The organism is Devosia sp. 919, from assembly GCF_013185965.1.
Taxonomy (GTDB): Bacteria; Pseudomonadota; Alphaproteobacteria; order Rhizobiales; family Devosiaceae; genus Devosia.
In genome coordinates this window covers 2939814-2965798 of record NZ_JABAOL010000001.1, presented here as the reverse complement: position 1 = coordinate 2965798, position 25985 = coordinate 2939814, and the positions used below count along the sequence as shown (strand labels likewise).

Genomic DNA, 25985 nt, shown 5'->3' with positions numbered 1-25985 from the left:
GAGGGTTGTGGGAGCAACCTGCCAGCAAGGGATGACAGAGCCTGTCAGCAGGTCTCAGGCCGCGATGGATTGCCGGTTGTCGAGGAGGCAGAACTGGTTGCCCTCGGGGTCGCGCAGAATGGTGCAAGTGGGTAGCACGCGCACAATCTCAGCGCCGGCCTGGGTCAGCTTGTCCACTTCGCTGGGGCGATCTGAGGCGACGATATCGAAGTGAACGCGGTTGTTGTCGGGCCGGCGGCCGTCGATGTTCTGAAAGCAGATGCTGGGTCCGGGGCCGTCGAGCATAACCATCTGGCCGGCATCGGGAGCCAGACCCAGGGCGGCGAGGCGGGCAAGTTCCGCCTCGTCTTGTTGGCGCAGTGTGTAGCCGTCCAGCAGATTGACCCAGAACTGGGCGAGCTCGGTTGGCTGTTCGCAGTCAAAGACGATCTCGTGGATGGCACCCATGCCCGATCTCCTGTTCCAATTCCCGCATTCCTTAGAAAGGAATTGCGGCAAGACTAGGCAGGGGTGCTCCAAGGGGCGTCAGGCGGGGCCGGTTAGGGCTCCAGCTGACCGGTTTTGGGGGCCTCTTCAGCGCTGATATCGGGCTCGTTGCGGGTCTTCCACAAGGAGAAGAGCACGCCACCGGCCAGGATACCAACGGTCACGACTAGCGAGAGCAGGGTGTCGATCTTGATCTCGAGGGGGACGAGGAAGATCTTGATACCCACCAGCACCAGCACAATCGCCAGGGCCGTCTGCAGGTAGCGGAACCGGTTCATGGCAGCGGCCAGGGCGAAGTAGAGCGCGCGCAGGCCAAGGATGGCGAAGATGTTGGAGGTGTAGACGATAAAGGTGTCCTGGGTCACGGCAAAGACGGCGGGCACGGAGTCCACGGCAAAGATCAGGTCGACCGCTTCCACCATGATCAGCGCCACGGCCAGCGGGGTCAGGAACATCACTACCTTACCCGTCTTGGGGTCTGGCTCACGCACGGTGAAGGCACGGCCATGCAGGCGGTCGGTGATGCGGAAGTGCTTGCGCAGGAAGCGAAATATCGGGTTGTGCTCGATGTCGGGCGTTTCATCCTGATGCTTGAACATCCGGAAGCCGGTGAAGATCAGGAAGGCGCCGAAGCCGAACAGAATCCAACTGAAGGAGTGCACCAAAGCAGCGCCAAGGCCGATCAGAATGGCGCGGAAGGCGATCACGCCCAGAATGCCCCAGAACAGCACGCGGTGCTGGTAGAGGCGGGGAATGCCAAGAAAACCGAAGATCGTGGCGATGACGAACATGTTGTCCATCGCCAGGCTCTGCTCGATCAAATAGCCCGTATAGAATTCAAGCCCGGCTTCGGCGCCGCGGGCCCACCAGACCCAGCCGCCAAAGGCGAGCGCGATAGCGACGTAGAAGCCGTAAAGCGTCAGGCTTTCGCGCGCAGAAATTTCGTGTTCGTCTTTGTGCAGAATGCCAAGGTCGAACACCAGCAATGCGATAACGACCGTGATAAACGCGGCCCAAAAATAAACGGGGGTACCCAAAAAATCGCCCGAAAGGGCGGCAAGAAGCGATTCCATCGCCGGACCATCTCCATGTGAACATTGGAGCAGCTCCGACATCGCCATAGTGAACTATGACCAGAGGGGCCCGGCGCCGCACAGCAAGAATGCGCAAATGCGGCGAAAAGTTCAACCCGGTGCGGCAGGATGCCGCCAAGTTAATTCAGCGGGGAGAGCAGAGCATGACGACGGCGTCGTTTGTTTCGAGCTGGATCACAGTGCCACGGGTATGGTCGGGCACGACTCGGCCGGCCTGAATGCCGCGCGCCGACTTGAGGCCTCCGTCGTTGAAGCCCACCCCGTCCTGGTAGCCGGTGATGCTGCCGGTTCCCGAAGCTGCATCCGCAAGGGCTGTGGAAGCAAAGCCATAGACCGCACCATAGATGGTCAGAATGCCCGCCTTGCCGCCGGTCTCGTCGCGGCAGCTCCAGTTGCCCTCAAAGCTTTGCGCTGAAGCGGGCAGAACGAGCAGGGCGATGAAGGCGGAGGCAAGGGTGATTCGGCGCATGGCGTTAGTGTGAATCGCCTCGGTGCGCTGTTCAACTGCGTCGGGCGATGAGCGGGCCGATGAGCGGGAGGTTGGTGAGTGCCTGCAACAGTTTTTGCCACCAGGGCATCCGGTAATCGCGCAATTTCGAGAACGCGACCAGTTCGGCGCTATAAACAAGATCGCCGTGCTGATTGGTGCCGGTCAGCCGGTTGAACAGCAAGCCCCAACCCGGCAGGGAATTGGAGGGGCGCTTGCCGGTGACGACAAGCTGAAAGCTGACCACATCGTCGGGCCGGACTGGCGTGGGGAAATCCATGCTGTTGACGCCGGGGGAGGGGCCGGACACTCCAGGCTCCTGCCCGAGGGCCCGCAGGCGCTCTTCCTCGGCAAAGAGGGTGTCGACCATTTTGCGATGACCAACGCTCGCGACGTGCCAGCCGCTGGCCACGAGGCCCTTGAGGTAACTTGCCCCGGCCGCGCGCGGATCGGCGTGCACGGGCTGCGGATCGTAGAGGCTGGCGAAGCGGATGATGTCATCGGCCTCGAAAGTGTGCGTGCCCAGATCGAAGGCTTCATCGATGACGATGTCTTCATACCAGCGCGTCATGCCGATACTCCAAAGGCGCGGGTGGCGACGCGCAGCGACAGGCGCATCTGCAGCACCGGCTGGCGCTTCTGATTGCCCACATCAAAGTCCAGAGCCACGATGCCGAGTTCGGGCTGGCCTGGCAGCCTCGTCAATTCCGCAATGGTGGCGGTGCCGCCGATATCGTCACCAACCATGACCGGATTTTTCCACTTCAGATCCCGAACGCTGGCGATTCCCGCGGAGTTGGTGGTGGCAAGGAAGCTATCGCCCAGCATGCGCAGGCATAGCGCGCCAGTCTGCCAGCCGCTGGCGGCCAGGCCGCCAAGCAGCGAGGCTTGGGCTGCGCTTTCGTCGAGGTGAAACGGGAAGGGGTCGAACTCACGCGCAAAGTTCGTGATCATGTCCCGCGTTACGGTGGTGCGACCAAGCTCGATCACTTCGCCGAGCTGCAGATCCTCCCAGAAGCGGGGAGAGGTAATTACCGGTTCGGTCATGCAGTTGCCCCTTACGTCAAGGCGGTTGTGCACGCTTCAGGCATGGCGGGCAAGATGGATGCGAGGGGGAGGGCAGGCGGACGGGCGAGTGGTGCTCGCCAGATCCGGTGCCGTTCAGACGAGGTCAGGTGTTGAACTTGAACAGCATCACGTCGCCGTCCTTGACCACATATTCCTTGCCTTCGTCGCGCGCCTTGCCGGCTTCCTTGGCGGGAACTTCGCCGCCCAGTGTGACGAAGTCTTCGTAGCCAATGGTCTGGGCGCGGATGAAGCCGCGTTCAAAATCGGAGTGGATGACACCGGCGGCCGCAGGGGCCTTGTCGCCCTTGTGGATGGTCCAGGCGCGCGTTTCCTTGGGGCCGACGGTGAAATAGGTCTGCAGGCCCAAAAGATCATAGGCCTCGCGGATGAGCCGGTTGAGGCCGGGCTCGTGCAGGCCGAGTGACTCCAAATATTCGGCCTGTTCCTCGTCGGGCAGCTGGGCCAGCTGGCTTTCGATCTCGGCCGAGATGATGACGACGCCGGCGCCATTGGCGTGGGCGTAATCCTCGACGGCCTTGCTCATGGCGTTGCCGCTTTCAGCCGAGCCTTCGTCCACATTGCACACATAGAGCACGGGCTTGGAGGTGAGGAGCTGCAGTTCCTGAAAGGCTTTTTCTTCCTCGGGGGAACGCTCGACGAAACGGGCCGACTTGCCCTCGCGCAGCAGCACCAGCGCGCGGTCGATCAGATCGAGCGTGGTCTTGGCTTCCTTGTCATTGCCCTTGGCCTTTTTCTCAACGCCGGCACGGCGCTTTTCGAGGCTTTCGAGATCGGCCAGCATCAGCTCGGTTTCCACCACTTCGGCATCGGCGAGCGGGTCGACCTTGTTGGCGACGTGGATGATGTTGCCGTCTTCAAAGCAGCGCAGCACATAGGCGATGGCATCGCATTCGCGAATATTGGCCAGGAATTGGTTGCCCAGGCCTTCGCCCTTGGAGGCACCCTTCACGAGGCCGGCAATATCGACAAAGCTCATGCGCGCGGGCAGGACGTTGACGGACTTGCCGATGGCGGCAAGCTTTTGCAGGCGTTCATCGGGCACCGGGACGTCGCCCACATTGGGCTCGATGGTGCAGAACGGGAAATTGGCGGCGGCAGCCGCGGCGGTGCGCGTGAGCGCATTGAAAAGGGTCGACTTGCCGACATTGGGCAGGCCGACAATGCCCATCTTGAAACCCATGGGAAACTCCGGAAATTTGTTGGTCCCCACTTGGGTCGGAATGGCGGGGAAGTCAATGCAGGCGTGCCCATCTGAGCGGGAACCAGCCTTGCCCGGGGCGGGAAGGGGGATGTAGCGTGCCCCCGATTGAAGGCGCAAAGGAAGTGAAATGACCCCAATCGTGCTCGTGCCGGGACTGCTGTGTTCGGCGGAGATCTTTGCCGCGCAGGCCACTGCCTTGTGGCCTTATGGACCGGTGACGATCGCGTCGACGCTGGAGGGCAGCACGATGGCGGAAATGGCGGCGGCAATCCTTGCCGCAGCGCCGCCGCGCTTTGCCTTGGCCGGTATCTCGATGGGCGGCTATATCTGCCTTGAGATCATGCGGCAGGCGCCCGAACGGGTGGTCAAGCTCGCCCTGCTCGACACGTCGGCCCGGCCGGACACGCCAGAACAGACCGCGGTACGGCGGGAACGGCTGGCGCGGGCCAAGGCCGGCGAGTTCGAAGCAGTGGTGGTTGAAGCCACCGGCGCAACACTGCATCCGGACCGGCAGGACGATCCGGAGCTGCGGGCCGTGAACCTGCGCATGGCGCTGGCGGTTGGCCTCCAGGGCATGGTGCGCCAGCAGGAGGCAATCATTGCCCGGATCGACTCGCGGCCAAGCCTTGGCGCCATCACGGTGCCGACGCTGGTGCTGGTGGGGGATAGCGATCCGCTGACGCCACCCGAGCGGGCGCGTGAAATTGCCGAAGGGATCGCCGGGGCCGAGCTCGTGGTGGTGCCCTATTGCGGACATGCCTCCACGATCGAGCAGCCCGAAGCGGTCAATGCGGCGCTGATCCGGTGGATTACGGCCTGAAGCGGAGCGCGGCCTAGTCCTTGTTGCCTAGCAGGCGCTTGAGCATGTCGGCCATTGGGCCGGTGGCGGGCAGCTTGGCTTGTGGCTCGGCGGGGCGAGCCTGGCGGATATGGGACTGGGCCTTGGCGGCTGGCTTGGGCGCAGCCAAGGCGGCTCCCTCGCTCTTCGTGGCCAAGGCGAGCTTGTTCATGAAACCGCTGTCGTCGCCCGCAAGCAGCATGCCGATATTAGCGGCGATGGCATCGAGCAGGGGCTCGAGCCAGGTGGCATCGGCCTTGCTGAAATCGCCGAGCACATGGTGGGTGACCAGGTCCTTGGAGCCGGGATGGCCGATGCCGAGGCGAACGCGCTTGTAGTTGAGGCCAATTTGCGGGTCGATTGAGCGGAGCCCGTTATGGCCACCATTGCCGCCACCGATCTTGACCCGCACCTTGCCGGGGGCGAGGTCGAGTTCGTCATAGAGCACGATGATCTCGGCGGGGTCGATCTTGTAGAAGCGGGCGACCTGCTGCACGCTGTCGCCGGATTTGTTCATGAAGGTCTGCGGCTTGAGCAGCAACACGCGCTCGCCATTGATCGTGGCTTCCGAAATCAGGCCGGCATGCTTGCTTTTCCAGGGACCGGCATTGTGGCGCCGAGCGATGGCGTCGATGGCCATGAAGCCAATATTGTGGCGGTTTCCGGCATATTGGTTGCCAGGATTGCCGAGGCCGACCAGCAGGTACATGAGGAACTCCCGAAACAAAACGAGGCGACCCGGAGGCCGCCTCGAAATTCAGCAACAGAACACCAGGCCGATTAGGCGGTGGCTTCTTCGCCGGGCTCAGCCTCGCCGCCTTCAGACGACTTGAGCGCCGAAGGAGCAACGATGGTCGCAATGGTGAAATCGCGATCGGTGATGGTCGGGGTCACGCCGGCTGGCAGCTGCACAGCCGAAATGTGGATGGAATCGCCGATTTCCGAGCCGGTGAGATCAACGGTGATCTCCTCGGGGATGGAAGCGTTGGGAGCCAGCACTTCAACGGTGTGACGCACCACATTGAGGGTGCCGCCGCGCTTGAGGCCGGGGCTCTGCTCTTCGTTGATGAAAGTGACATGCACTTCCACCTTGACCGTGGAATTGGCACCGACGCGGAGGAAATCCACGTGCAGGGCGAAGTCCTTGACCGGATCGAGCTGGTAGTCGCGCGGGATCACGCGGTGGACGGTGCCGTCGACGTCCAGATCGATGACGTGGCTCAGAAAGCCGCCGGCATAGATGTGCTTCATCGCGTCCTTGTAGGCGAGCGAAATGGTGACGGGGGGTTGTTTGTCACCGTAGATAACAGCGGGAACGAGTCCCTGACGACGCAGTTCACGAGCGGCCCCCTTGCCCACTCCCTCACGCGCCTGTGCCTTGAGCACCTTGGTCTCAGCCATGGAATTTCCATTCATGGGGTTGGTGTATGCGTCCTTACAACAGCATACGCGCCCGTCCTCCAGGGGTGACGAGCGCTTCATGGGCGGGCTATAGCCCAAAGCCGGGGGAGGAGCAAGGGAATGCTCGGCGTCCGGCAGCGTGCGAATCAGTTTTGGCGGGGATTTGCGGACCGCCGGAGCGCCGGCCGGGTTGGCGCAGCAGGGGCTCGGCAGGGCGACTGCGAGTCATCCCAAGGGCTTGGGCAGCTTTGCTCTCGTGGAGCATTGGCGCCCCCGGCAGGCGCGGGCGCAGTCTGCAGGGACTGGATCAGTCGAAGAGGCTCGAAACGCTTTGTTCGCTGGCGGTGCGGGCGATGGCCTCGCCAATGAGAGGGGCAATGGAAACGCGCCGGATATTGCCGGCATTGCGCTGAGCTTCGGTCTGCTCGATGGAATCGGTGATCACCAGTTCCTTGAGCTTGGAGCCGGCGATGCGGGCGGAAGCGCCTTCGGACAGCACGCCATGGGTAATGTAGGCGGAGACTTCCTTGGCACCGGCCTTGATCAGGGCCTCAGCGGCGTTCACCAGGGTGCCGCCGCTATCGACGATGTCGTCGATCAAGAGGCAGGAATGGCCGGACACATCGCCGATGATGTTCATCACTTCCGACACGCCGGCGCGGGGGCGGCGCTTATCGACAATGGCGAGATCGGCGCCGATGCGCTGGGCAATGGCCCGGGCACGGGCAACGCCGCCAACGTCGGGCGACACGATCATCAGGTTGTTGGTGTCGTAGTTCTGTTCGATATCGCGCGTCATCACCGGCGCCGAATAAAGATTGTCGGTCGGGATGTCGAAAAAGCCCTGGATCTGGGCGGCGTGCAGATCAAGCGTGATGACGCGATTGACGCCGGCGCCAGCAATGAGGTTGGCCACGAGCTTGGCCGAGATGGGCGTGCGCGGCGCCGATTTTCGGTCCTGGCGGGCATAGCCGAAATAGGGGAGAACCGCGGTGATGCGGCGGGCCGATGAGCGGCGCAGCGCATCGGTCAGGATCAGCAATTCCATCAGGTTGTCGTTGGCCGGAAAGCTCGTCGACTGCAGGATGAAGGCATCCTCGCCGCGCACGTTTTCATGCACCTCGACATAGACTTCCTTATCGGCGAACCGCTTGACCGTGCAGTCGGTCAAAGGCAGTTCCAGATAGGAGGCGACGGCTTCAGCGAGGGCACGGTTGGAGTTGCCGGTGACCAGCTTCATATGGGGTGATCCTGTCTCAACGACCCCGGGGAAGGCGGGGCTATCAGTTTCGGGCGGAGCATTAACGGCTGAAGCCCTGACTAGCAACGCTCCTAACGTAGGATAGATAAGAAGATTTATCCAAGACCGATAATGGCGATCTGCCGGCCCGTCGTGGTGCCGGCATGCGTGGCGTAGCGATGGGAGAAATAGCGGGCGGGATCGGCATAGGTGCAGCCCCCGACGTTATCGACGGTGCTGACCCCGGCGGCGGCCAGTTGATCGGCGACAAAGCCCGGAAGGTCGAAATGCGCCTGGCCTTCGGGTGGCTGGCTGAAGCGGTGCTCACTGCCGGGGTGAAGGGCAAGGAAATCGGCCTTGAACTGTTCGCCGACTTCGTAATTGGCCCCGCTGATAGTGGGGCCGATGGCGGCGATGATCCGGGCTGGCTCGGCCCCGAGTTCCGCCATAGCCTTGAGCGTGGCGCTGATGATGTTGTCGGCGGCGCCGCGCCAGCCGGCATGGGCCGCTCCGACAACGCCGGCGACCGGATCGGCGAGCAGGATGGGCGTGCAATCGGCGGTGAGAATGCCCAAGGCCATGCCGTTGCGGGCGCTGACCATCGCATCAGCCTCGACCCGGGGGCCGGAATGGGGCCCGGTGATCGTCACCACGCGGGCGGAATGGGTCTGCTTGAGCAGAGCCAGGCGGTGGGGGTCAAAGCCCAAGGCGGCCGTCACCAGCTTGCGGTTATCGGCCACGACCGTGGGGTCATCGCCATTGGTGTCGGAGAGATTGAGGCTGGCGAACGGCCCTTCCGATAGACCACCCTCGCGGCCGAAAAAGGCGTGCCGGACATTGGGAATGGCGATCAGGCCGGGGCTTTGTTCGTGGGGAACGTTCATGCGCTTAATCCTGGCGGCTGCAGGCCGGGGCTAGCGGCGCAAAAGACCTTGAACAGATCACCCATCTGGTCGGGAGCGACAAGGCGGTTGCGGGCCGCTTCCAGGTCCTTGGCCGAGCCCGGATTGGCGGCGCTGAGGGCGCGGGTGCGCTCGTTGATGCCAAGGCGGGACAGGAATTCGCCCTGCGTTGCGAGCGGCTGAACCGCAAGGCCGGCATTGCGCGCCACATTGCCCAGGGCTTCGAAATCCACATGGGCGGAAAGATCGGTTTCACCGGGGGCATCGAGCACATCGGCAAAGGCATGGCGGCGCACACCCTGCAGGGTTTCGCCGGTTTGGGTGCGCCCATAGCCATAGTCGATGGCGAGGATGGCGCCGCCTTGCGCTGCCACGAGGCGTGAGAGGCGTGACATCACCTCGCCGGCGGCAAAGCCGACCTCGAATACGGCATTGGGCGGCGCGTCGGCGAGGGCCGCGGGCATGGTGGTGGGGGGAATAGGAGTGGGTGACAGGCCAAAGGCCAGCTTATCCTCGGAAAGCCCGACCAGGCGTTCGTTCCAGCCCTGTTCGGTGCGCACGAATTGCCGGATCGGCATGGCGTCAAAGAACTCGTTGGCGACCACGAGGAGCGGCCCGGGCGCGACCTTGTCGAAGCTGTTGATCCATTGCGGCTCATAGGGCTCGAGCCGGCGGTGCTGTTCGGCAATGAGGCCGGGACTGGTTTCAAACAGGCGCAACTGGAGAGCGTCGCGGAAGCCTTCAGCGCGGCAGGCGACGCGCAGCATATCGGCCATCAGTGTGCCGCGGCCGGGACCGAGCTCAAGCAGGGTGAAGCTCTTGGGCTGGCCAAGTTGCTGCCAGAGATTGACGAAGAAGAACCCGATCAGCTCGCCGAACATCTGGCTGATCTCGGGGGCGGTAATGAAATCGCCGGAGGCACCCAGCGGATCGGCGCCCTTGTAATAGCCTTCGCGCGGATGGGTGAGGCACAGGCCCATATAGGTCGCGACCGACATGGGACCGGTTTCGCGGATCTGCATGGCGATGACTTCGGACAGGCTCGGCTTGTCAGCGGACATGGCGGCCTCGCGAGGCATAGATAACAAGGATGATGCCGCCAATGAGCATCGGCAGGCTCAGCACCTGGCCCATGGTGAGCCAGCCGCCATAGAGATAGCCGATCTGCTCGTCGGGAAGGCGCACGAATTCTACGGCAATTCGCGCCAGGGAGTAGCCAATGGCAAAGATGCCAGCGGTAAGGCCAGGGCGACGCAGGCCATAGGCGACGTGGGTGACGAAGCGGATCACGAGGAAGAGGAGCAGGCCTTCGAGCGCCGCTTCATAGAGCTGGCTGGGATGGCGCGGGGTTTGCAGCGGATCGGTGGGAAAGATGACGCCCCAGGGCAGGGTAGTCGGTGCGCCATACAGTTCGGCATTGATGAAGTTGGCGATGCGCCCGAGCATAATGCCGATGGTAGCAACGGCGCCCAGGAGATCGAGCGCAGACAGCCAGTTGCCGCCCTTGGAGCGCGTGAAGAGGATGCCGGCGAGCATCAGGCCCAGCATGCCCCCGTGATAGGACATGCCGCCATCAAGCGTGTTGAAGGCCTGCAACGGATTTTGCAGGTAGAACGGCAGGTTATAGAAGAGGACGTAACCGACACGTCCGCCCACCACGATGGCGAGCATGGTCCAGAAGGCGAAGTCCCAGATCTCCTCGGCCTTGAAGGGCGGGCGGCCATTGGGCCAGAGCCGCGTATTGCGCAGCAAAAGATAGCCATAGGCGGCGCCGAGGCCGACGCCAAACAGGTATGCGAGGGCATACCAGCGAATGGCAAAGGGGCCGATGGCAAAGGCGATGGGATCGATATTGGGAAAGGGCAATGAGCGCTCCATGGAGGTCGCGTGGACCATTGCCGCTTCGCCCGCTCTGGTCAAGTCGGCAGCGCTCCCCTACATTTGGGGCAAATGCGCCAGCTGGCGCCAACCCAACAGGTGTCCTGATGAGCCAAGGCAAGAGAATTTTCGACGATCTGGGTCGCGTGATGAATGAAGCTGCCGGTGTTGCCGATGGCGTGCGCCGGGAAGTGGAAACGGTGGTTCGCGGTCAAGCCCAGCGTTTCGTGACGGATATGGACTTGGTCAAGCGCGAAGATTTCGACGCGCTGCGCGAACTGGTTCAGGTGCAGGGCGAAGAGATCGATGCTTTGCGCAAGGAAATCGCGGCCTTGCGGGAGACCGATACGGGCCCGATCGTGATCTAACGAGGCTCATCGCAACAACAACCTTGAGGAGGCGCTGCAGTTTGCGGCGCCTTTTCTGTTTCTGCCCGGGCCAGAGGCGTTGTTAACGCCGTCTTAATGCGGGCTCACCAATCTTCCACAAGAGATTGCCGTTCTGAGGCCCCGCCTCGTCCCCGGAATCCCCGATGGCGTGTAGGGTTCTCGTTAAGAACGATTCGTAGGCAATCCCGCGTGCGGCCAGTTCCCTTGCGTACCCGAACCTGCGGCCTTTGGCCGTGGCATCGATCATCGTTGCAGGACCAAGCTGCCATGTCGCTTTTTCAGGTCGAAGCTGACCGTACCATCCACCCCGTTGATATCATCGAGCAGATCGCGGCGATCAACGACTGGAATTTCGAGCGGCAGGACGCCGACGAAATCTCGATCTCGGTGCGTGGCGGGTGGTGCGACTATCACGTTTCCTTCAACTGGATGGAAGACCTCGAGTCGCTCCATGTCGCGAGCGCGTTCGATCTCAAAGTGCCTGAAGGGCGGCGGAACGAGATCAAGCAGCTGATTGCCCTCATCAATGAGCAGCTCTGGATTGGACATTTCGACAGCTGGAACCGGGAAGGGGTGGTGCTGTTTCGCAATTCGCACCTTCTGACCGGGGGCGCCGAGGTGTCACCCCAGCAATGCGAGGCGCTGCTGCGTTCGGCAACCGATGCCTGCGATCTGTATTATCAGGCTTTCCAGTTCGTCGTCTGGGCCGGCAAAACCGCTGCCGATGCCCTGAGCCATGTGATGTTCGAAACGGTTGGTGAAGCATGAGTGCAGCCCTTCAGACTATCGGCCCGGTGATGCTGATCGGCGCGGGCAAGATGGGCCTGGCCCTCGCGCGCGGGTGGCTCGAGGCTGGTCTGCCGCCCCACAATCTGGTGCTGGTGGATCCTTCGCCGAGCGAAGCCGCAAAGGAGCTGGCGCAGGATTATGAATTGCCGATCAACGCCGAGGCGGTTGGGCTGCAACCCAATGTGCTGGTGCTTGCCGTCAAGCCGCAGGTTGTGGGTCCCGTGATGGAAAGCCTGCTGCCCGTGGTGGGTTCGCATACGGTGGTACTTTCGATAGTGGCCGGTATCCAGCTGGCGCAGCTGACGGCAGCCCTGCAAACTGGTCGCGTGGTTCGCTGCATGCCGAACACCCCGGCGCAGGTTGGCAAAGGCATCACCGGTGCCGTTGCGGGCCCCGAGGTCAGTGCGGCGGACAAAGCTTCGGTCGATGCGCTGCTGCGCGCTTCGGGCAAGGTGGTCTGGCTCGAGCGGGAGGGCGATATTGATGCCCTGACGGCAGTGTCGGGATCGGGTCCTGCCTATGTATTCAACCTGGTTGAAGCCTTGGCAGTGGCTGGGGAAGAGCAGGGCTTGCCCCTAGCCATCGCGATGCAACTGGCGCGGCAGACAGTGATCGGTGCTGCGGCGCTGCTGGAGGCGGATCCGGCGCCGGCAAGCGTGTTGCGCGAGAATGTGACCTCGCCCAAGGGCGTGACGGCAGAAGCTTTGGCCGTGCTGATGGCGCCGGACGGGTTGACGCCGCTGGTGGGGCGGGCGGTTGCGGCGGCGCGGCAGCGTTCAGAGGAACTCGGGCGCACCTAAAGGGCTCTCTCTCGTATCTCAGAGTTTTTCGGTGAGCTTGAGCCCGTCGAGCACGGGCCGGTCATTGGGCTCGACCATGCCGGCGAGAAACTGACGCACGATATTGCCCGCTTCTGCGGGCAGGCTGCTGATGGCAGCCTCGATGCGGCTGGCTTGGCTCGCCGAGAGGCTGGCGAACAGTTCGCGCCCCTTGTCGGTGGCAAAGAGCAGGCGCTGGCGGCGATCGGTTTGGCCGGTTTCCTGTTCGATATAGCCATTGTCGATCAGCTGGCGCAGCACGCGGGCAAGGCTTTGCTTGGTGATCTTGAGGATATCGAGCAGGTCGGCGACCGGCATGCCGGGCTTGAGATTAACGAAATACAGCACGCGGTGATGGGCCCGGCCGAAGCCCTGCCGCTCGAGCAAGGCGTCGGCGTCGCCGGTGAAATCCCGATAGGCGAAGAAGAACAGGCCCATGATGTCGAGGGGCAGATCAGGGGGGCCTTGGTCGCCCAAGTTTATGTCAGCTATGTTGACATTTCTCTGCTGCGCTGACATTGTCTTCCTTATCGACCGCCGATCATTCTTATCCCAAAGCCTTTGCCGTTTGCCAAGGGTATGGGCCTCGGGCATGATCCCCGGCCAGGCGGGTCTGCCTAGGATGCAGCACCGATCAATAAACGATTTTGGAGAGGATCATGGCAGGCTTGCCCATGGACCAGCGCGATGGCTGGATTTGGTTTGATGGTGAAATGGTGCCGTGGAAGGACGCGAAGATCCACGTCCTGACCCATGGCTTGCATTACGCCAGCTCGGTATTTGAGGGCGAGCGCGCTTATGGCGGCGAGATCTTCAAGTCGCGCGAGCATACAGAGCGCTTGATCCGCTCCGGCAAGACGCTGGACTTCACCATTCCTTATTCTGCCGACCAGATCGAGGCAGCCAAGCGCCTCGTGCTCGAGCGCAATGGCCTGGTCGACGCCTATGTCCGTCCCGTCGCCTGGCGCGGCTCGGAAGAGCTGAGCGTGCCGGCGCGTAACAACACTGTGCATCTGGCGATCGCTGCCTGGGTGTGGCCGAGCTATTTTTCGGTGGAAGAAAAGCTCAAGGGCATTCGCCTTGAGTGGAGCAAGTGGAAGCGTCCGTCGCCCGAGACCATCCCGTCTTCGGCAAAGGCGGCGGGTCTCTACATGATCTGCACGCTGTCCAAGGACGCGGCGATGGCCAATGGCTATGCCGATGCGCTGATGCTGGACTATCGCGGCTATGTGGCCGAGGCGACCGGCGCCAATGTGTTCTTCATCAAGGGCCAGGAAATCACCACTCCAACGCCCGACTGTTTCCTCAACGGCATCACCCGCCAGACCCTGATCGATCTGGCCAAGCGCAATGGCTACACCGTGACCGAGCGGCACATCATGCCCGAGGAGCTGAGCCAGTTCGACGAGTGCTTCCTCACTGGCACGGCCGCGGAAGTGACGCCCGTGTCGCAGATCGGCGAGTTCCGGTTTACGCCGGGGCAGGGCTGCCGCACCTTGATCGACGCTTATGGCGCCGAAGTGCAGCCCAAGCGGGCTGCCGCCGAATAAGTAGTGAGAATTGGAGGCCGGGTATCATGCCCGGCCTTTTTGTTACCGGTCTGCCAGCCAGCGCTCGCGCGCGGCGTCGTCGGCCGGCTTGGCTTCGACCCAGCGTGTGCCCGCAGGTGTTTCTTCCTGCTTCCAGAAGGGTGCGTCGGTCTTGAGATAGTCCATCAGATATTGAGCGCCATCGAAGGCGGCCTGCCGATGCGGCGCCAGCGTCATCACCTGCATGATCGGCTCGCCCGGCACGAGGCGGCCATAGCGGTGCAGCACGGAGGCGGCGGTGAGGGCGAAGCGCTGTTTGGCGCGCTCCAGGATGGCGCTGATCTCGTTTTCCGCCAGTTCGGGATAGCATTCGAGAATGAGCGCGGTGATGGGGTGCTCGGGGGTGGAGCGGACAATGCCGGTAAAGGTCACCGCGGCTCCAGCGCCATTGTCACCGGCCAAAAAGGCATTGCTGAGCAAGCCGGGATCAAAAGGCTGGTCGGTGATGCGTACGGACATTTCAGCCGCCGGTCATGGGCGGGAGGATCGCCACTGTGCTGGCACCGAGAATGGACGCATCATGGGCGATGATATGAGCGTCGCGTGAAACCTTGAACTGCTCGGGTTTTTCAAGAGCGAGTGCCAGCGCCTCGTCCTGCTGGGCCAGCCAGGCCAGCACATCGGCCGCGGTCTCAACCTCGGGCGGCAAGGTGACATCGTCTTCGCTGCGATTGAGGCGCTCGCGCAGCCAGGCGAAATAAAGGATCTTCACGGCGCTTCGCCCGACAGATGCAGCCAGCTGGCGCGGAAATACTGCAGGCCGGTCCAGAGGGTCAGGATGCCGGCGAGCCAGAGCAGGAGGTCGCTGATCAGGCCAAGGCCAGGCACGAGACGCTCCAGCAGCACCAAGGTCAGGGCGACTAGCTGCACGGTGGTTTTCCACTTGGCGAGCTGGCTAACGGGGAGGACGACCTTCACATTACCGAGAAACTCGCGCAGCCCTGAGATGAAGAACTCGCGAAAGAGGATGGCGATCACCGGGATCATGTCCCACCCCGAAAAGCTGCCATCCCAGGCGAGCACGGCGATCATGATGCCGACCAGCATCTTGTCGGCGATGGGATCGAGCATGCGCCCGAGGGGCGAGACCTGCTGCCACTTGCGGGCGAGATAGCCATCCACCCAGTCGCTGGCCGCCGCAACGATGAATAGCACCAGTGCCACGGCACGCAAGTTTTGGTCGCCGGTCATCACCAGCCAGGCGATCGGCACGATCGCAAAGATGCGCGCGATGGTGATGAGGTTCGGGATGGAGGTGATCTGGGACTTGGCCATGGGCGAACAAGACAGGAAGGCGCCCGACCGGTCAAGAGTCGAGGCGCGTCCAGTTGATGCAGTTGCGGCCCTGTGGCCCCGGGCGCAGCGCGGCAGGTTCAGGCGACCTGCTGGTTGGTCGCGTGGCGGCGAGCGGTGACAGCATCGGCCAGATGGCTGAGTGCGGCGACCGTCGTGTCCCAATCTATGCAGCCATCAGTGATCGACTGGCCATAAACGAGGTCCTGGCCGGGCACGAGGTCCTGACGGCCGGAAACCAGGTTGGATTCGACCATGACGCCGATGATGCGGCGATCACCGCTGGCGACCTGCAGGCCGACATCGCGCAGCACTTCGGGCTGCTTTTCGGGCTTCTTGGACGAGTTGGCGTGACTGGCATCGATCATGATGGTCGCCGGCAGGCCGGACTTGCCGGCCTGGTCGGCGGCGAGTGCCACGCTGGCGGCGTCATAGTTCGGCGCTTTGCCGCCACGAAGGATGATGTGGCAGTCCGGATTGCCGGTGGTGGTGGCGACGGCGGAGCGGCCCGACTTGGTGACGGCCAGGAAGTGGTGGGGTTCGCGGGCGGAACTGACCGCGTCGAAGGCGATCTTGGTGTTGCCATCGGTGCCATTCTTGAACCCTACTGGGCAGGACAGGCCAGAGGCGAGTTCGCGATGGATCTGCGACTCGGTGGTGCGGGCGCCGATGGCCGCCCAGGACACAAGGTCAGCGATGTATTGCGGGGTGGTCATGTCGAGGAATTCGCACGCCGCCGGGAGCCCGAGATTGTTGATCTCGAGCAAAAGGTTGCGGGCGGTGCGCAGGCCGGTATCGATGTCGAAGGAGCCATCGAGATTGGGATCGTTGATGAGACCCTTCCAGCCCACGGTGGTGCGGGGCTTTTCGAAGTAGACGCGCATGATCAGCTGCAGGCGATCGCCGAGCTGGTCCCGCAGCGCCGCCAGCCTGCGCGCGTAGTCCATGGCGGCCAGAGGATCGTGGATGGAGCAGGGGCCAACGACAACGGCGAGGCGGTCATCGCTGCCCTTGAGGATGTTGCTGAATTGGTGGCGGGCGCTCAGCACGGTGCGGGTGGCGGCATCGGTACGGGGATGCTGGCGCATCACCTCGATGGGGGTCGCAATCTCGGCGATGGCAGTGATGCGCAGGTCGTCAGTTGATTTGAGCAATTGTTGGTCCTCGGTAGGGGAAGGCGGCCAACAAAAAAGCCGCCTGTTGGGGGCGGCTGGCTTCGGGTTTGACTGGATCGTGTCGGGATCAGTGCAAGCGCGCGGTAGCCTCCGCCGGGAGCGGATAGCTAAAATACCAAAACGAGAAGGTGGCGGCGCTGATCATGACCGAAAGCTTAGCGCGGGTTTCGGGAGGAGTCGAGGGCCTTGAGCTCAGTCTTATGGCTAAGGCTGCATCCCGGAGCTCTCACTCCACGCGGTTGAAATGGTCGTAGATCATCTGCGCCATTTGATCGGAGATTCCCGGCACTGCTGCCAAGTCCTGCAAGGAAGCCCGGCCCACCGCCTTGGCTGAACCGAAATGATTGAGCAGGGCCCGCTTGCGGGTGGGCCCGATACCCTCGATCTCGTCGAGGGGGTTCTTGACCACGTCCTTCTTGCGGCGGGCCCGGTGAGTACCGATGGCGAAGCGGTGGGCTTCGTCGCGCAGGCGCTGCACATAATACAGCACCGGATCGCGGTGAGGGAGCATGAAGGCATCCCGGCCTTCCATGAAGAATTTTTCGCGGCCGGCATCGCGCTCCTCGCCCTTGGCAATGCCGATAAAGGTCACGTCCTTGGGCAGGTTCAGCTTGGCGATGACCTCGCGCACCGCATTAAGCTGGCCGGCACCACCGTCAATGAATACGACATCGGGCCAATCGGGCATGCCGGTCGCTTCGTCCTCCGCGTCGTCGGGGCTTTCGGCGGCAAGCCGGCTGAAGCGGCGGGTGAGAACTTCGCGCATCATGCCGAAATCGTCGCCGGGGGTGATGTCGGTGGAGCGGATGTTGTAGGTACGGTAGTGCTTTTTGGAAAAGCCCTCTTCGCCCGCCACGATCATGGCGCCTACGGCATTGGTGCCCGAGATGTGGGAGTTGTCGTAGACCTCGATGCGGCGCGGCACTTCCTGGAGGCCAAAGATCTCGCCAACACCTTCAAGCAAGGTGCGGTTGGTGGCGCCCTCCGCCAGTTGGCGACCAAGTGCCTCGCGGGCATTGTTGAGGGCGTGATTGACGAGGTCGCGTTTTTCGCCGCGCTGTGGCGTCTGCACGCGGACCCGGTAGTCGGCGCGAGAGGACAGGGCCTCTTCCATGAGCTGGGGTTCGCTGAGCTCGTGGCTCAGCAGCACCAGCTTGGGCGGCGTCCGTGACTCGTAGAACTGGCTGACAAAGGCTTCGAGCACCTCGGCATCGGACATGCTGGCGTCGGCGCGGGGGCGGAATGCGTGATTGCCCCAGTTCTGGAAGGCGCGGAAAAAGAACACCTGAACGCAGAACTGGCCGCCCTCGTGGTGGATGGCAAAGACGTCGGCTTCCTCGACGCTCTTGGCGGTGGCATCGCCTTGCGACTGGATCAGCGCCAAAGCCGAGAGGCGATCGCGCAGCAATGCCGCCCGTTCGAAATCAAGCGCTTCGGCGGCCTCATTCATGTCCTTTTGCAGATGATCGCGGACGCTTTGCGAGCGGCCGCTGAGGAACTCCTTGGCCTCGTGCACGAGCTCGCCATAGTCGGCTAGGGAGATCTCGCGCGTGCATGGCCCCGAGCAGCGCTTGATCTGGTGCATGAGGCATGGGCGAGTCCGGGCGGCGTAAAAGCTGTCGGAGCAGTTGCGCAGCAGAAACGCCTTTTGCAGGCTTGCGATGGTGCGGTTGACGGCAGTCACCGAAGCAAAGGGGCCGAAATAGTGCCCCTGGCGCCGCCGGGTGCCGCGGTGCTTCATCAGCTCGGGCGCCTCGTGGTCGGTGGCAATGAGGATATAGGGGAAGCTCTTGTCGTCGCGCAGCAGCACGTTGAACCGGGGCTTGAGCCGCTTGATGAGGTTGGCCTCAAGCAGCAGGGCCTCGCTCTCGGTCTCGGTGCGCACGAACTCCATCGAGCAGGTTGCCGCCACCATGCGCTGGATGCGCACCGGCAGGGCCTCAGGTCGGGTATAGTTAGAGACTCGTGCCTTGAGGCTGCGCGCCTTGCCGACATAGATCACCTCGCCGCTCGAATCGAGCATGCGGTAAACGCCAGGCGCGGCCGGGAGGGTGCGCACAAAGGCACGGATCACTTCGGGGCCGCATGCCTGCGGGGCGCCGGTTGGGGTGTCGTCGGTCATCTTCGGGGCGTAGCAGCGTTTCGGGGCAGAAATTGGAGATGCTCGCCACCATCGAGCAACAGCATCTGGCCGGTCATGGACGGGTTGTTGAGCAAGGTGAGTACGGCATCGGCGATGCCTTGAGCGCCGGCATGCGCCTGCAGCGGCAGGTTCGCGATCTCTCGCGCGAACTCTTCCGCGCTCTGCCCGGCATGAGGCATGACGGGGCCAGGACCGACCGCATTGACGCGGATAGTTGGCGCGAAGGTCTGCGCCAGGGTGCGGGTTGCCGTCCACAGTACGGCCTTGGACAGGGTGTAGCTGAAATAGGCAGGTGAGGGGTGCAGCACCCGCTCGTCGACGATGTTGACGATGTTGCCGCGAGTGCCCTCGGGCAGTTGCGCGGCAAAGTCACGGGCCAGAAACACCGGCGCTTCGGCGTGCAGGGCGAAATGGGTGTCCCACAGGGCTTCGTCTACGTCACGCGCACTGTCGGGCTCGAACACCGAAGCATTGTTGACCAGCACCGTGAGCGGACCAAAGGCGGCAGTTGCGGCTGCAACAAGGTTGGCGCGTTCGGTGCGCACGGCCAGATCGGCCTTAACGGCAATGGCCGAGCCGGTGCGGTTGAGCTCGCGGCAGAGTTGCTCCGCCTTTTGTGCGCCCGAGCGATAGTGAACCACAACCTTGTGGTTTGCCTGCACCAGCACGCGGGCAATTGCAGCGCCGATGCGATCGCTGGCGCCGGTCACCAGGGCGACAGGAGGAGAGGGCGGCAAAACTGAGTGATTCTTCATAAGTGCTGGGCTAGGGGACGGGAAGGGACCATAGGCCGCTTCTGCCGCCTGCTTCAACCACACAAGAACATGGTGCGTAGGCAGGATTTTACAAGCCAGCGAGGAAAGCTGCGAGGCGAGTGTCCGGTGGCGCGCACTCACCGCTTGCGCTATGGCTCACGCCGGAAGGCGCCGGCCGGCGGTGCTCCCATCTTGCGCGAGCCGTCGTCATGTCCGCTGTCATAGCCCAGTCCAAGCCTGATCAAATCGGACGAGCCATGATGCTGACGCTCATCACCATCGCGGTGTTTGGCGTGCAGGATGCCATCTCCAAGGTGCTGGTACAAAACTACTCCCCGTTCCAAACCACGATGCTGCGGTTCTGGGGCTTTGCTGCCTTCTCGCTGGTGCTGGTGCTGCGGCAGGCGCCCCTGCGGCAGGCGCTGTCGTCCAAGGTGCCTCTTTGGCAGCTTCTGCGCGGCACGCTGCTGATCGTGGAGATCTGGTTTTTCGCCATGGCCTTGCGGTCAGTCCCTTTGGCCGAACTGCAGGCTATCTCGTTGGTTTACCCGCTGATGGTGACCTTGTTTGCCATTCCCATCCTGGGTGAAAAGGTCGGCGTTTTCCGCCTTGTTGCGGTTGGTGTGGGTTTTTCCGGGGCGATGATCATCGTGCGCCCGGGTGGCCTGCCCCTTGACTGGGGGATGCTGTATGCCCTGGCTTCAGCATCACTGTATTCGCTCTATATCGTGATTACGCGCAAGGTCAGCCGGCACGACAGCGCGGCGACCAGCATGGCCTATACCGGTTTTGTCGGACTAGTGTTGTCCAGCGGAGTTGGCGTGTTCTTCTGGCAGCCCATGGCTTGGCCAGACGTTGGGCTGGTGCTCGTCATCATGGCGACTACCTGTATCGGGCACGGGCTGATGGTCCAGGCGCTGACCCTGGCGCCCGCAAGCGTTGTGCAACCGTTCAACTACTTTTCGCTGCCCTGGGCCATTGTGCTTTCGGTGCTTGTGTTCGGGCACATGATTGACTTCATCTCGCTGCTGGGCGCCGCCATCATTGTTGCCGCGGGCTTGGTGGTGATGGCGCGTGAAAGCTGGCGCAAGCGGGTGGCCGTTGAACCCATTTTGCCGGGCAAGGACTGAAGGCAGAGGAGAAGGGGTGATGATCTGGCTGATCGAACTGGCGCTGGTGTTGTTGCTTGTTGGAGGCGGGCTGAAGCTCTTCGCTGGCGGCAAAGGCACGGACCGACGCGAAGCGCTGACGCTGCGGCGGGTGGATGCCTATATCGAGACCATCCGACGCGAGCGCAGCAACCCCACGCTGGCGGCAATGAGCGACAGTGAGCTGCGCGACCTCCTGCACTCCGGCGCCCGCAATCTGCGGGTGGCGGGCGAGCGCAAGGGCTGGACGCTGCTAGGTGTCGCGGGCGCTTCGCTGTTTTGTGCCATTGTTGCAGCCAACCAGGACGGACTGCGGGGCTTTGCCATCGCTCTCGGGGTGGGTGCGCTCGCCGTCTATGGTCTCAACGAGTTCCTGTCGCGACGCATGCGCGAGCCGCTGGAGCGGCATGGGATCGATGTGGAGCGCTTGCGAGTCGAGTAAAAGGAGCGCCGCCTAGGGGCGGCGCTCCAGCCGGGCTAGCTGCCGGCGCAGAAGTAACCATTGGGGCCGTTGAAGCAGAAGCTTGCGTCCGGCTCGGCTGGGTACACCCGATAGGGCCGATAGTCGTCATAGTGACGCGGCGGACGGGGCGGGTGCCAGCGGGGCGGCGGGGGAGGATTCCACCCGCGCGGGCGGTCCCAGCCACGATCATCCCAGCCAGGGCCCCGATCGCGGCCGCGTTCCAGGTAGCTGGCGGAAACCCACCCATCTGGACCGGGCTTGGTTACATAGCACCAGCTACCTCGGCAGTAATCGATATCCACCGGCTGACCGCGCTGCAGGCTGTCTACTGCGGCATAGCCGGTGCCAGGGCCCGAGCGCACATTCACATTGGCGCTGGCAAATGCGGGGGCTGCGGAAGCTGCTACCGTGGTTCCCAGCAGCGCCAAAGCAGCGAAACCGCTAGCCAAGAGCTTCTTGTTTAAGGCCATTTGCTCCACTCCTCTTGTCGTCCGGCATCACCTGCCGATGGCGGCAGAGAACACCATTGCCGATGAACCCAAGCTGAATACCGCAGTCATCTTGGTAGCTTAGAGGGTCAGCAGCTCAACGAAGCGCTTAAGTGTGTTGGCCAGCTTCTTGCGCTGCTTGGGCTTGAGCTCACCGATCAGCGCTTCCTCGAGCTGGGCCCAGTGGTCGGCGAGATTGTTGCGGATCCGGATCCCACGCTCGGTCAAGGCGACCCCAACTGCCAGCTCCGGCCCGACCGCCTGCTGGCCGACAAGCTCGCGCTCGATCAACCGGCGCAGGCGAGGAGCCAGGCTGGCTTCGTCCAACCCTAGTTCGCTGGCAAGATCGCTTTCGAGCGTCGCTGCCCGTCCGAGAATAAAGAGCACGGCGTCATCCCCCGGCTCCAATCCGCGTTCCAGCAACGGAGTCAGTAAGGCTTTATGCGCCAACTGACCCGCTTCGATGAGCCGGTACAGCGTGGAACTGGATGTGGGTTTGGCCATGAGTGGGAAAATAGTCCGAACTCCTTGGATACGTCGAACAAGCAAGCATCCTATCGTTAATCGTGCAACGGCCAAGACGGCTTGTTGTTCGCTTGTACCGGATAGTTTATGCCGACATCCGAGCCTGCTGTGTGCGTTCGGAGCCCATGACCCAAGATCTCGCCCGCATTCGTGCCTTCGTGCAGGTGTTCGACGCCGGCGGCTTCTCTTCGGCAGCGCGAGAGCATGGACGCTCCAAGGCACTGCTGTCCAAATATGTCACTGATCTTGAGGATTACCTCGGCGTCCGGCTGATGAACCGAACCACACGCAAGCTCAGCCTCACCGAAGCTGGCGAAGCTTATTACCGGGAAGCCAGCGCGCTGCTGCAACAGCTGGACGAGCTCGACGCAACCATCACCGACCAGACCGCCGAGCCCCGCGGCATGCTGCGCGTGTCGGCGCCGCGCAACTTCGGCGAAGATACGCTGGCTCCCGCGATCTTTTCCTATCTCCTCAAGTTCCCCAAGGTGACGCTCGATTTGCGGCTGGAGGACCGCTATGTCGACCTTGTTGACGAAGGCATCGACGTTGCACTGCGCATCTCAACTATGGCCGATAGCTCGCTGATCGCCCGCAAGATTGCTGACATGCATGTGGTGGTGGGCGCCGCTCCGGCGCTGCTCAAGAGCCACGGCACGCCACAACATCCTGAGGATCTGCGCAAGCTGCCCTGCATCGTTGACGTAAACCTGCAGGGGCAATCGAACTGGCGCTTCACCGAAGAGGGGCGGACCATATCGGTGCCAGTGACCGGGCCGCTGCGGGTCAACTCACCCTTGGCGGCGCGACGAGCGGCCACGATGGGCCTTGGTTTTGTTGTGCTGCCTTCTTATCTGGCCGACCCGGTCGTGGCCAAAGGGGAATTGACGCCCGTGCTGACTGAATTTCTGCCCACCGGGCAGACACTGCAAGCGGTCTATCCGCATCGCCGGCATTTGGCGGGCAAGGTGCGCGCCCTAATCGACCACTTGGTAGACTGGTTTGCGGTTCACCCTATTGCCTGATCTTATGAACGTGCCCACCATTCGCCGCACCGTCAAACGCCTTCTGGCCTCAGCCAGCCTGGTGCTGATCGGCGCAATACCGGCGGCCGCGCATCCCCATATTTTCATCGACGCCCAAGTCACCATTGTCTTTGATGGCAATGGCGCCGTGTCGGGTTTGCGCCACGACTGGACCTTTGATGCCGCTTTCTCCAGCTGGGTAGTTCAAGGCCTCGACACCGATGGTGATGGGGTTACCAGTCCGGAGGAGTTGCAGGAGCTTGCCGACGAGAACCTGGCTGGACTCGCGGAATTCGGGTTTTACACCTTTGCCGGCGCGCAGGATGCGCCCATGGCCTGGGAGGCCGCGGGCGACCAGCGCATGGTTTATGCGGACGGCAAAACGACCCTCAGCTATTCCGTCCTGGCGGAAACCCCAGAGGAGGTCCGGGACGGATTTGAACTGGGCATCTATGATCCAGAATATTACGTCGCGATCACCGTTCCCGGTGCCGGCAGTGTGCACCTAGAGAACGCTCCAGCCGGTTGTGCTGCCGCTGTCGAGCCGCCTCGGCCAATGGATCGGGCAGTCGAGGAGCGCCTCTACGCCCTCGGGCCCGATGTGCTCGAACTGCCACCGGATCTCGCCGCCGCGATGCGCGGCACGCAAGGGTTGATCCGGATCACCTGCCCAGCAGGTGGCGCGGGGGTTGAGCCTGCCAGCGCTGTCCAGGCGGCTGAAGCCATGGCGCAGGCCCGGCCGGCCACGCCATTTGGAGGCCCACCCGCAGAGCCGAGCTTGTCGCTGCCGCGGTCCGGCTTTTTCGGCTGGCTGCAGGAGCAGCAAAGGAACTTCTACCAGGCCATGACGGCCTCGCTTGCTGCTGTGCGCAGCGACTGGACGGCATTCTGGCTGCTGGGTGGTCTCAGTTTCCTTTATGGAGTGTTTCATGCAGCCGGGCCGGGGCATGGCAAGGTGGTGATTTCATCCTATATGCTGGCCAACGAGACCCAGCTGCGCCGCGGCATCCGCTTGAGCGTGGTTTCGGCAATGCTGCAATCGGTTGTGGCCGTTGCATTGGTGCTCGTGGCTGCCGGTGCGCTGGGGATGACGAGCCTCGCCATGGGCAATGCCGCCAACTGGATCGGCGTCGGCTCCTATGCGCTGATTGCCCTGCTGGGCTTGTGGTTGGTGTTGCGCAAGCTGCTGGGCTGGGGGCACGATCACGATCACGATCACGATCACGATCACGATCACGATCATCATCATCACGATCATGATCATGCGCACGGGCACGGGCATGCACACGCGCATAGCAATGTTGCTCATGGGCACGCGCATATTGTAGCGCCGCAGGCAACGAGCGGCGGCTGGCGTGAACAGCTTGCCGTGGTGCTGGCGGTTGGGTTGCGGCCCTGTTCGGGGGCGCTGGTGGTGATGGTGTTTGCCCTGTCGCAAGGCGTGCTGGCGGCCGGCATAGCGGCTGTATTCCTGATGGGGCTGGGTACGGCGATCACGGTTGCGGCATTGGCCAGCGTCGCGGTAGGCGCAAAAGGCCTCGCCAGACGCCTCGGGGGTGCTGAGAATCCCGTTACTGTGAGTATTGTGTGGTGGGCCGAGCTGCTCGGCGCCTTTGCGGTGCTGGGATTTGGGGTGGTTTTGTTGCTGGCGAGCCTTTAGCGCGACCCATCGCCGCCTTGCGCGCGCGGCAGGAAGAACTATGGTGCGCCAGCCTAGAATCCTTCCAAACTGGCTGACATGTCCGATCACCTGCCGCCCAACCATCCGCCTGTGCCAGAGCAAAAGATCGGCGTCTTGCTGCTCAATCTCGGCACGCCCGACGCGACCGATTACTGGAGCGTACGGCGCTATCTCAAGGAATTCTTGAGCGATCCGCGGGTGATCGAGACGCCGAAGTGGTTGTGGTGGCCGATCCTCAACCTCGTGATTCTCAGCTTTCGGCCGCAGAAAAGCGGGCATGCCTATGCCCAGATCTGGGACCAGCGCACCAATGAAAGCCCGCTGCGGGTGATCACGCGCAACCAGACCGAGGCGCTGGCCGACCGGATGTCGGGCGAGGGCGTGGTGGTGGATTATGCCATGCGCTATGGCAATCCTTCCACCAAGAGCGTGCTCGAAAAACTGCAGGCGCAGGGCTGCACCAAGATCTTGCTGGTGCCGCTGTACCCGCAATATTCGGCGACCACCACGGCGACCGCCAATGACAAGGCGTTCGATGCGCTGGGCGAGATGCGCTGGCAGCCGGCCGTGCGCACGGCCCCGGCCTATTTCGAAGACGCTAAGTACATAGAAACATTGGGAAATTCGATCCGCGACGGCGTTGCCGCCTTGCCGTTCGAGCCGGACCTGGTGATCACCTCCTACCACGGCATGCCGGTGGAGTATCTGGAGCGGGGCGACCCCTATCACTGCCAGTGCTACAAGACGACGCGACTGGTGCGCGAATATCTGGGTTGGCCCAAAGAAAAGCTGATGGTCACCTTCCAAAGCCGGTTCGGGCCGACCAAGTGGCTCGAGCCCTATACGGATGTGACTTTAGCGGCGCTGCCGGGCAAGGGGATTAAAAAAATCGCCATCCTCGCGCCGGCGTTTTCGGCGGACTGCATCGAAACGCTCGAAGAAATCAGCATGCAGGGGCGCGAGACCTTCATGGAGGCGGGGGGCGAGGAATTTGCCTATATCCCGTGCCTTAATGACTCGCCGGGTGGCATGGACATGATCGAGGCCATGGTGCGGCGGGAATTGTCGGGCTGGTTGTAAGCCAGCCC

Annotated in this window: 31 protein-coding genes; 10 read left to right on the top strand and 21 right to left on the bottom strand. The window is 62.7% G+C overall.

Features of this window, described 5'->3' with window-relative positions; all coding sequences use genetic code 11:
• Positions 1-54: 54 nt before the first annotated feature.
• From HRQ64_RS14430 to ychF, 6 genes are all read right to left on the bottom strand, one after another.
• Complete coding sequence (locus HRQ64_RS14430; RefSeq protein WP_172123828.1) at positions 55-447, bottom strand: VOC family protein; 393 nt, start codon at positions 445-447, stop codon at positions 55-57.
• Positions 448-539: 92 nt separating this feature from the next.
• A complete protein-coding gene (locus HRQ64_RS14425; RefSeq protein ID WP_127753731.1) occupies positions 540-1559 on the bottom strand; it encodes a TerC family protein in 1020 nt (339 codons plus the stop codon).
• A gap of 145 nt (positions 1560-1704) precedes the next feature.
• Positions 1705-2049, bottom strand: a complete 345-nt coding sequence (locus HRQ64_RS14420) for a hypothetical protein (RefSeq protein ID WP_172123826.1) — start codon at positions 2047-2049, stop codon at positions 1705-1707.
• A gap of 31 nt (positions 2050-2080) precedes the next feature.
• A complete protein-coding gene (locus HRQ64_RS14415) occupies positions 2081-2638 on the bottom strand; it encodes a MaoC/PaaZ C-terminal domain-containing protein (RefSeq protein ID WP_172123824.1) in 558 nt (185 codons plus the stop codon).
• Positions 2635-3114, bottom strand: a complete 480-nt coding sequence (locus HRQ64_RS14410; RefSeq protein WP_210258557.1) for a MaoC/PaaZ C-terminal domain-containing protein — start codon at positions 3112-3114, stop codon at positions 2635-2637. The genes HRQ64_RS14415 and HRQ64_RS14410 overlap by 4 nt, the downstream gene beginning before the upstream one ends.
• Before the next feature lie 124 nt (positions 3115-3238).
• On the bottom strand, positions 3239-4336 hold the full coding sequence (ychF, locus tag HRQ64_RS14405) for a redox-regulated ATPase YchF (protein ID WP_172123822.1): 1098 nt from the start codon (positions 4334-4336) through the stop codon (positions 3239-3241).
• A gap of 148 nt (positions 4337-4484) precedes the next feature.
• On the opposite strand from ychF, the gene HRQ64_RS14400 reads away from it, so the two are divergent.
• Positions 4485-5177: an alpha/beta fold hydrolase gene (locus HRQ64_RS14400; RefSeq protein ID WP_172123820.1), complete on the top strand. Its 693-nt coding sequence runs from the start codon at positions 4485-4487 to the stop codon at positions 5175-5177.
• A gap of 13 nt (positions 5178-5190) precedes the next feature.
• On the opposite strand, the gene pth is transcribed toward HRQ64_RS14400, so the two are convergent.
• The 6 genes from pth to lgt all read right to left on the bottom strand — a co-directional run bounded on the left by pth (position 5191) and on the right by lgt (position 10634).
• Positions 5191-5904 carry an aminoacyl-tRNA hydrolase gene (gene pth / locus HRQ64_RS14395; RefSeq protein ID WP_127753726.1) on the bottom strand — a complete coding sequence of 238 codons (714 nt, stop codon included), beginning with the start codon at positions 5902-5904 and terminating at the stop codon, positions 5191-5193.
• A gap of 71 nt (positions 5905-5975) precedes the next feature.
• Positions 5976-6596, bottom strand: coding sequence for a 50S ribosomal protein L25/general stress protein Ctc (locus HRQ64_RS14390; RefSeq protein ID WP_172123818.1), 621 nt, complete (start codon positions 6594-6596; stop codon positions 5976-5978).
• 307 nt (positions 6597-6903) lie between these two features.
• Entirely contained in the window at positions 6904-7836 is a 933-nt protein-coding gene (locus HRQ64_RS14385) for a ribose-phosphate pyrophosphokinase (RefSeq protein ID WP_127753724.1), read from the bottom strand.
• A 116-nt stretch (positions 7837-7952) separates the two neighbouring features.
• On the bottom strand, positions 7953-8720 hold the full coding sequence (gene pgeF / locus HRQ64_RS14380) for a peptidoglycan editing factor PgeF (RefSeq protein ID WP_172123816.1): 768 nt from the start codon (positions 8718-8720) through the stop codon (positions 7953-7955).
• Positions 8717-9799, bottom strand: a complete 1083-nt coding sequence (locus HRQ64_RS14375) for an SAM-dependent methyltransferase (protein ID WP_172123814.1) — start codon at positions 9797-9799, stop codon at positions 8717-8719. The genes pgeF and HRQ64_RS14375 overlap by 4 nt, the downstream gene beginning before the upstream one ends.
• The gene (lgt, locus tag HRQ64_RS14370; protein ID WP_248307097.1) at positions 9789-10634 is read right to left on the bottom strand and encodes a prolipoprotein diacylglyceryl transferase; all 846 of its coding nucleotides are present in this window, start codon (positions 10632-10634) and stop codon (positions 9789-9791) included. Before lgt ends, HRQ64_RS14375 begins: the two co-directional genes overlap by 11 nt.
• Positions 10635-10723: 89 nt before the next feature.
• Here lgt and HRQ64_RS14365 point away from each other — a divergent pair, with 89 nt between their 5' ends.
• From HRQ64_RS14365 to proC, 3 genes are all read left to right on the top strand, one after another.
• Positions 10724-10984 (top strand): accessory factor UbiK family protein, encoded by a 261-nt coding sequence (locus HRQ64_RS14365; protein ID WP_172123812.1) that lies wholly within the window; start codon positions 10724-10726, stop codon positions 10982-10984.
• Positions 10985-11272: 288 nt separating this feature from the next.
• Complete coding sequence (locus HRQ64_RS14360) at positions 11273-11773, top strand: YbjN domain-containing protein (RefSeq protein WP_127753720.1); 501 nt, start codon at positions 11273-11275, stop codon at positions 11771-11773.
• Positions 11770-12594 carry a pyrroline-5-carboxylate reductase gene (gene proC, locus HRQ64_RS14355; RefSeq protein ID WP_172123810.1) on the top strand — a complete coding sequence of 275 codons (825 nt, stop codon included), beginning with the start codon at positions 11770-11772 and terminating at the stop codon, positions 12592-12594. Before HRQ64_RS14360 ends, proC begins: the two co-directional genes overlap by 4 nt.
• Positions 12595-12612: 18 nt before the next feature.
• On the opposite strand, the gene HRQ64_RS14350 is transcribed toward proC, so the two are convergent.
• A complete protein-coding gene (locus tag HRQ64_RS14350) occupies positions 12613-13050 on the bottom strand; it encodes a MarR family transcriptional regulator (RefSeq protein ID WP_172125080.1) in 438 nt (145 codons plus the stop codon).
• A 221-nt stretch (positions 13051-13271) separates the two neighbouring features.
• Here HRQ64_RS14350 and HRQ64_RS14345 point away from each other — a divergent pair, with 221 nt between their 5' ends.
• On the top strand, positions 13272-14162 hold the full coding sequence (locus HRQ64_RS14345; RefSeq protein WP_172123808.1) for a branched-chain amino acid aminotransferase: 891 nt from the start codon (positions 13272-13274) through the stop codon (positions 14160-14162).
• 42 nt (positions 14163-14204) lie between these two features.
• On the opposite strand, the gene HRQ64_RS14340 is transcribed toward HRQ64_RS14345, so the two are convergent.
• The 6 genes from HRQ64_RS14340 to HRQ64_RS14315 form a co-directional block, all read right to left on the bottom strand.
• Positions 14205-14660 (bottom strand): molybdenum cofactor biosynthesis protein MoaE, encoded by a 456-nt coding sequence (locus HRQ64_RS14340; protein ID WP_172123806.1) that lies wholly within the window; start codon positions 14658-14660, stop codon positions 14205-14207.
• A gap of 1 nt (position 14661) precedes the next feature.
• Complete coding sequence (locus HRQ64_RS14335) at positions 14662-14913, bottom strand: MoaD/ThiS family protein (protein WP_172123804.1); 252 nt, start codon at positions 14911-14913, stop codon at positions 14662-14664.
• Positions 14910-15476, bottom strand: coding sequence for a CDP-diacylglycerol--glycerol-3-phosphate 3-phosphatidyltransferase (gene pgsA / locus HRQ64_RS14330; RefSeq protein ID WP_172123802.1), 567 nt, complete (start codon positions 15474-15476; stop codon positions 14910-14912). The genes HRQ64_RS14335 and pgsA overlap by 4 nt, the downstream gene beginning before the upstream one ends.
• Before the next feature lie 98 nt (positions 15477-15574).
• Entirely contained in the window at positions 15575-16648 is a 1074-nt protein-coding gene (locus HRQ64_RS14325) for a 3-deoxy-7-phosphoheptulonate synthase (RefSeq protein ID WP_172123800.1), read from the bottom strand.
• Positions 16649-16895: 247 nt separating this feature from the next.
• Positions 16896-18791, bottom strand: a complete 1896-nt coding sequence (gene uvrC, locus HRQ64_RS14320) for an excinuclease ABC subunit UvrC (protein WP_172123798.1) — start codon at positions 18789-18791, stop codon at positions 16896-16898.
• Positions 18788-19567 carry an SDR family oxidoreductase gene (locus HRQ64_RS14315; RefSeq protein WP_172123796.1) on the bottom strand — a complete coding sequence of 260 codons (780 nt, stop codon included), beginning with the start codon at positions 19565-19567 and terminating at the stop codon, positions 18788-18790. The genes uvrC and HRQ64_RS14315 overlap by 4 nt, the downstream gene beginning before the upstream one ends.
• 209 nt (positions 19568-19776) lie before the next feature.
• Here HRQ64_RS14315 and HRQ64_RS14310 point away from each other — a divergent pair, with 209 nt between their 5' ends.
• Both HRQ64_RS14310 and HRQ64_RS14305 read left to right on the top strand, forming a co-directional pair.
• Complete coding sequence (locus HRQ64_RS14310) at positions 19777-20697, top strand: DMT family transporter (protein ID WP_172123794.1); 921 nt, start codon at positions 19777-19779, stop codon at positions 20695-20697.
• Between the two features lie 19 nt (positions 20698-20716).
• Entirely contained in the window at positions 20717-21157 is a 441-nt protein-coding gene (locus HRQ64_RS14305; protein ID WP_172123792.1) for a hypothetical protein, read from the top strand.
• A gap of 35 nt (positions 21158-21192) precedes the next feature.
• Here the strand turns inward: HRQ64_RS14305 and HRQ64_RS14300 are convergent, their stop codons facing one another.
• Both HRQ64_RS14300 and HRQ64_RS14295 read right to left on the bottom strand, forming a co-directional pair.
• Positions 21193-21648 carry an SH3 domain-containing protein gene (locus HRQ64_RS14300; RefSeq protein ID WP_172123790.1) on the bottom strand — a complete coding sequence of 152 codons (456 nt, stop codon included), beginning with the start codon at positions 21646-21648 and terminating at the stop codon, positions 21193-21195.
• A gap of 99 nt (positions 21649-21747) precedes the next feature.
• On the bottom strand, positions 21748-22053 hold the full coding sequence (locus tag HRQ64_RS14295; protein ID WP_172123788.1) for a hypothetical protein: 306 nt from the start codon (positions 22051-22053) through the stop codon (positions 21748-21750).
• Between the two features lie 263 nt (positions 22054-22316).
• On the opposite strand from HRQ64_RS14295, the gene HRQ64_RS14290 reads away from it, so the two are divergent.
• The 3 genes from HRQ64_RS14290 to hemH all read left to right on the top strand — a co-directional run bounded on the left by HRQ64_RS14290 (position 22317) and on the right by hemH (position 25977).
• The gene (locus HRQ64_RS14290; protein WP_127753706.1) at positions 22317-23216 is read left to right on the top strand and encodes a LysR family transcriptional regulator; all 900 of its coding nucleotides are present in this window, start codon (positions 22317-22319) and stop codon (positions 23214-23216) included.
• Positions 23217-23220: 4 nt separating this feature from the next.
• Positions 23221-24876, top strand: a complete 1656-nt coding sequence (locus tag HRQ64_RS14285) for a DUF1007 family protein (protein WP_172123786.1) — start codon at positions 23221-23223, stop codon at positions 24874-24876.
• A 78-nt stretch (positions 24877-24954) separates the two neighbouring features.
• Complete coding sequence (gene hemH, locus HRQ64_RS14280) at positions 24955-25977, top strand: ferrochelatase (protein ID WP_172123784.1); 1023 nt, start codon at positions 24955-24957, stop codon at positions 25975-25977.
• Positions 25978-25985 lie beyond the last annotated feature (8 nt).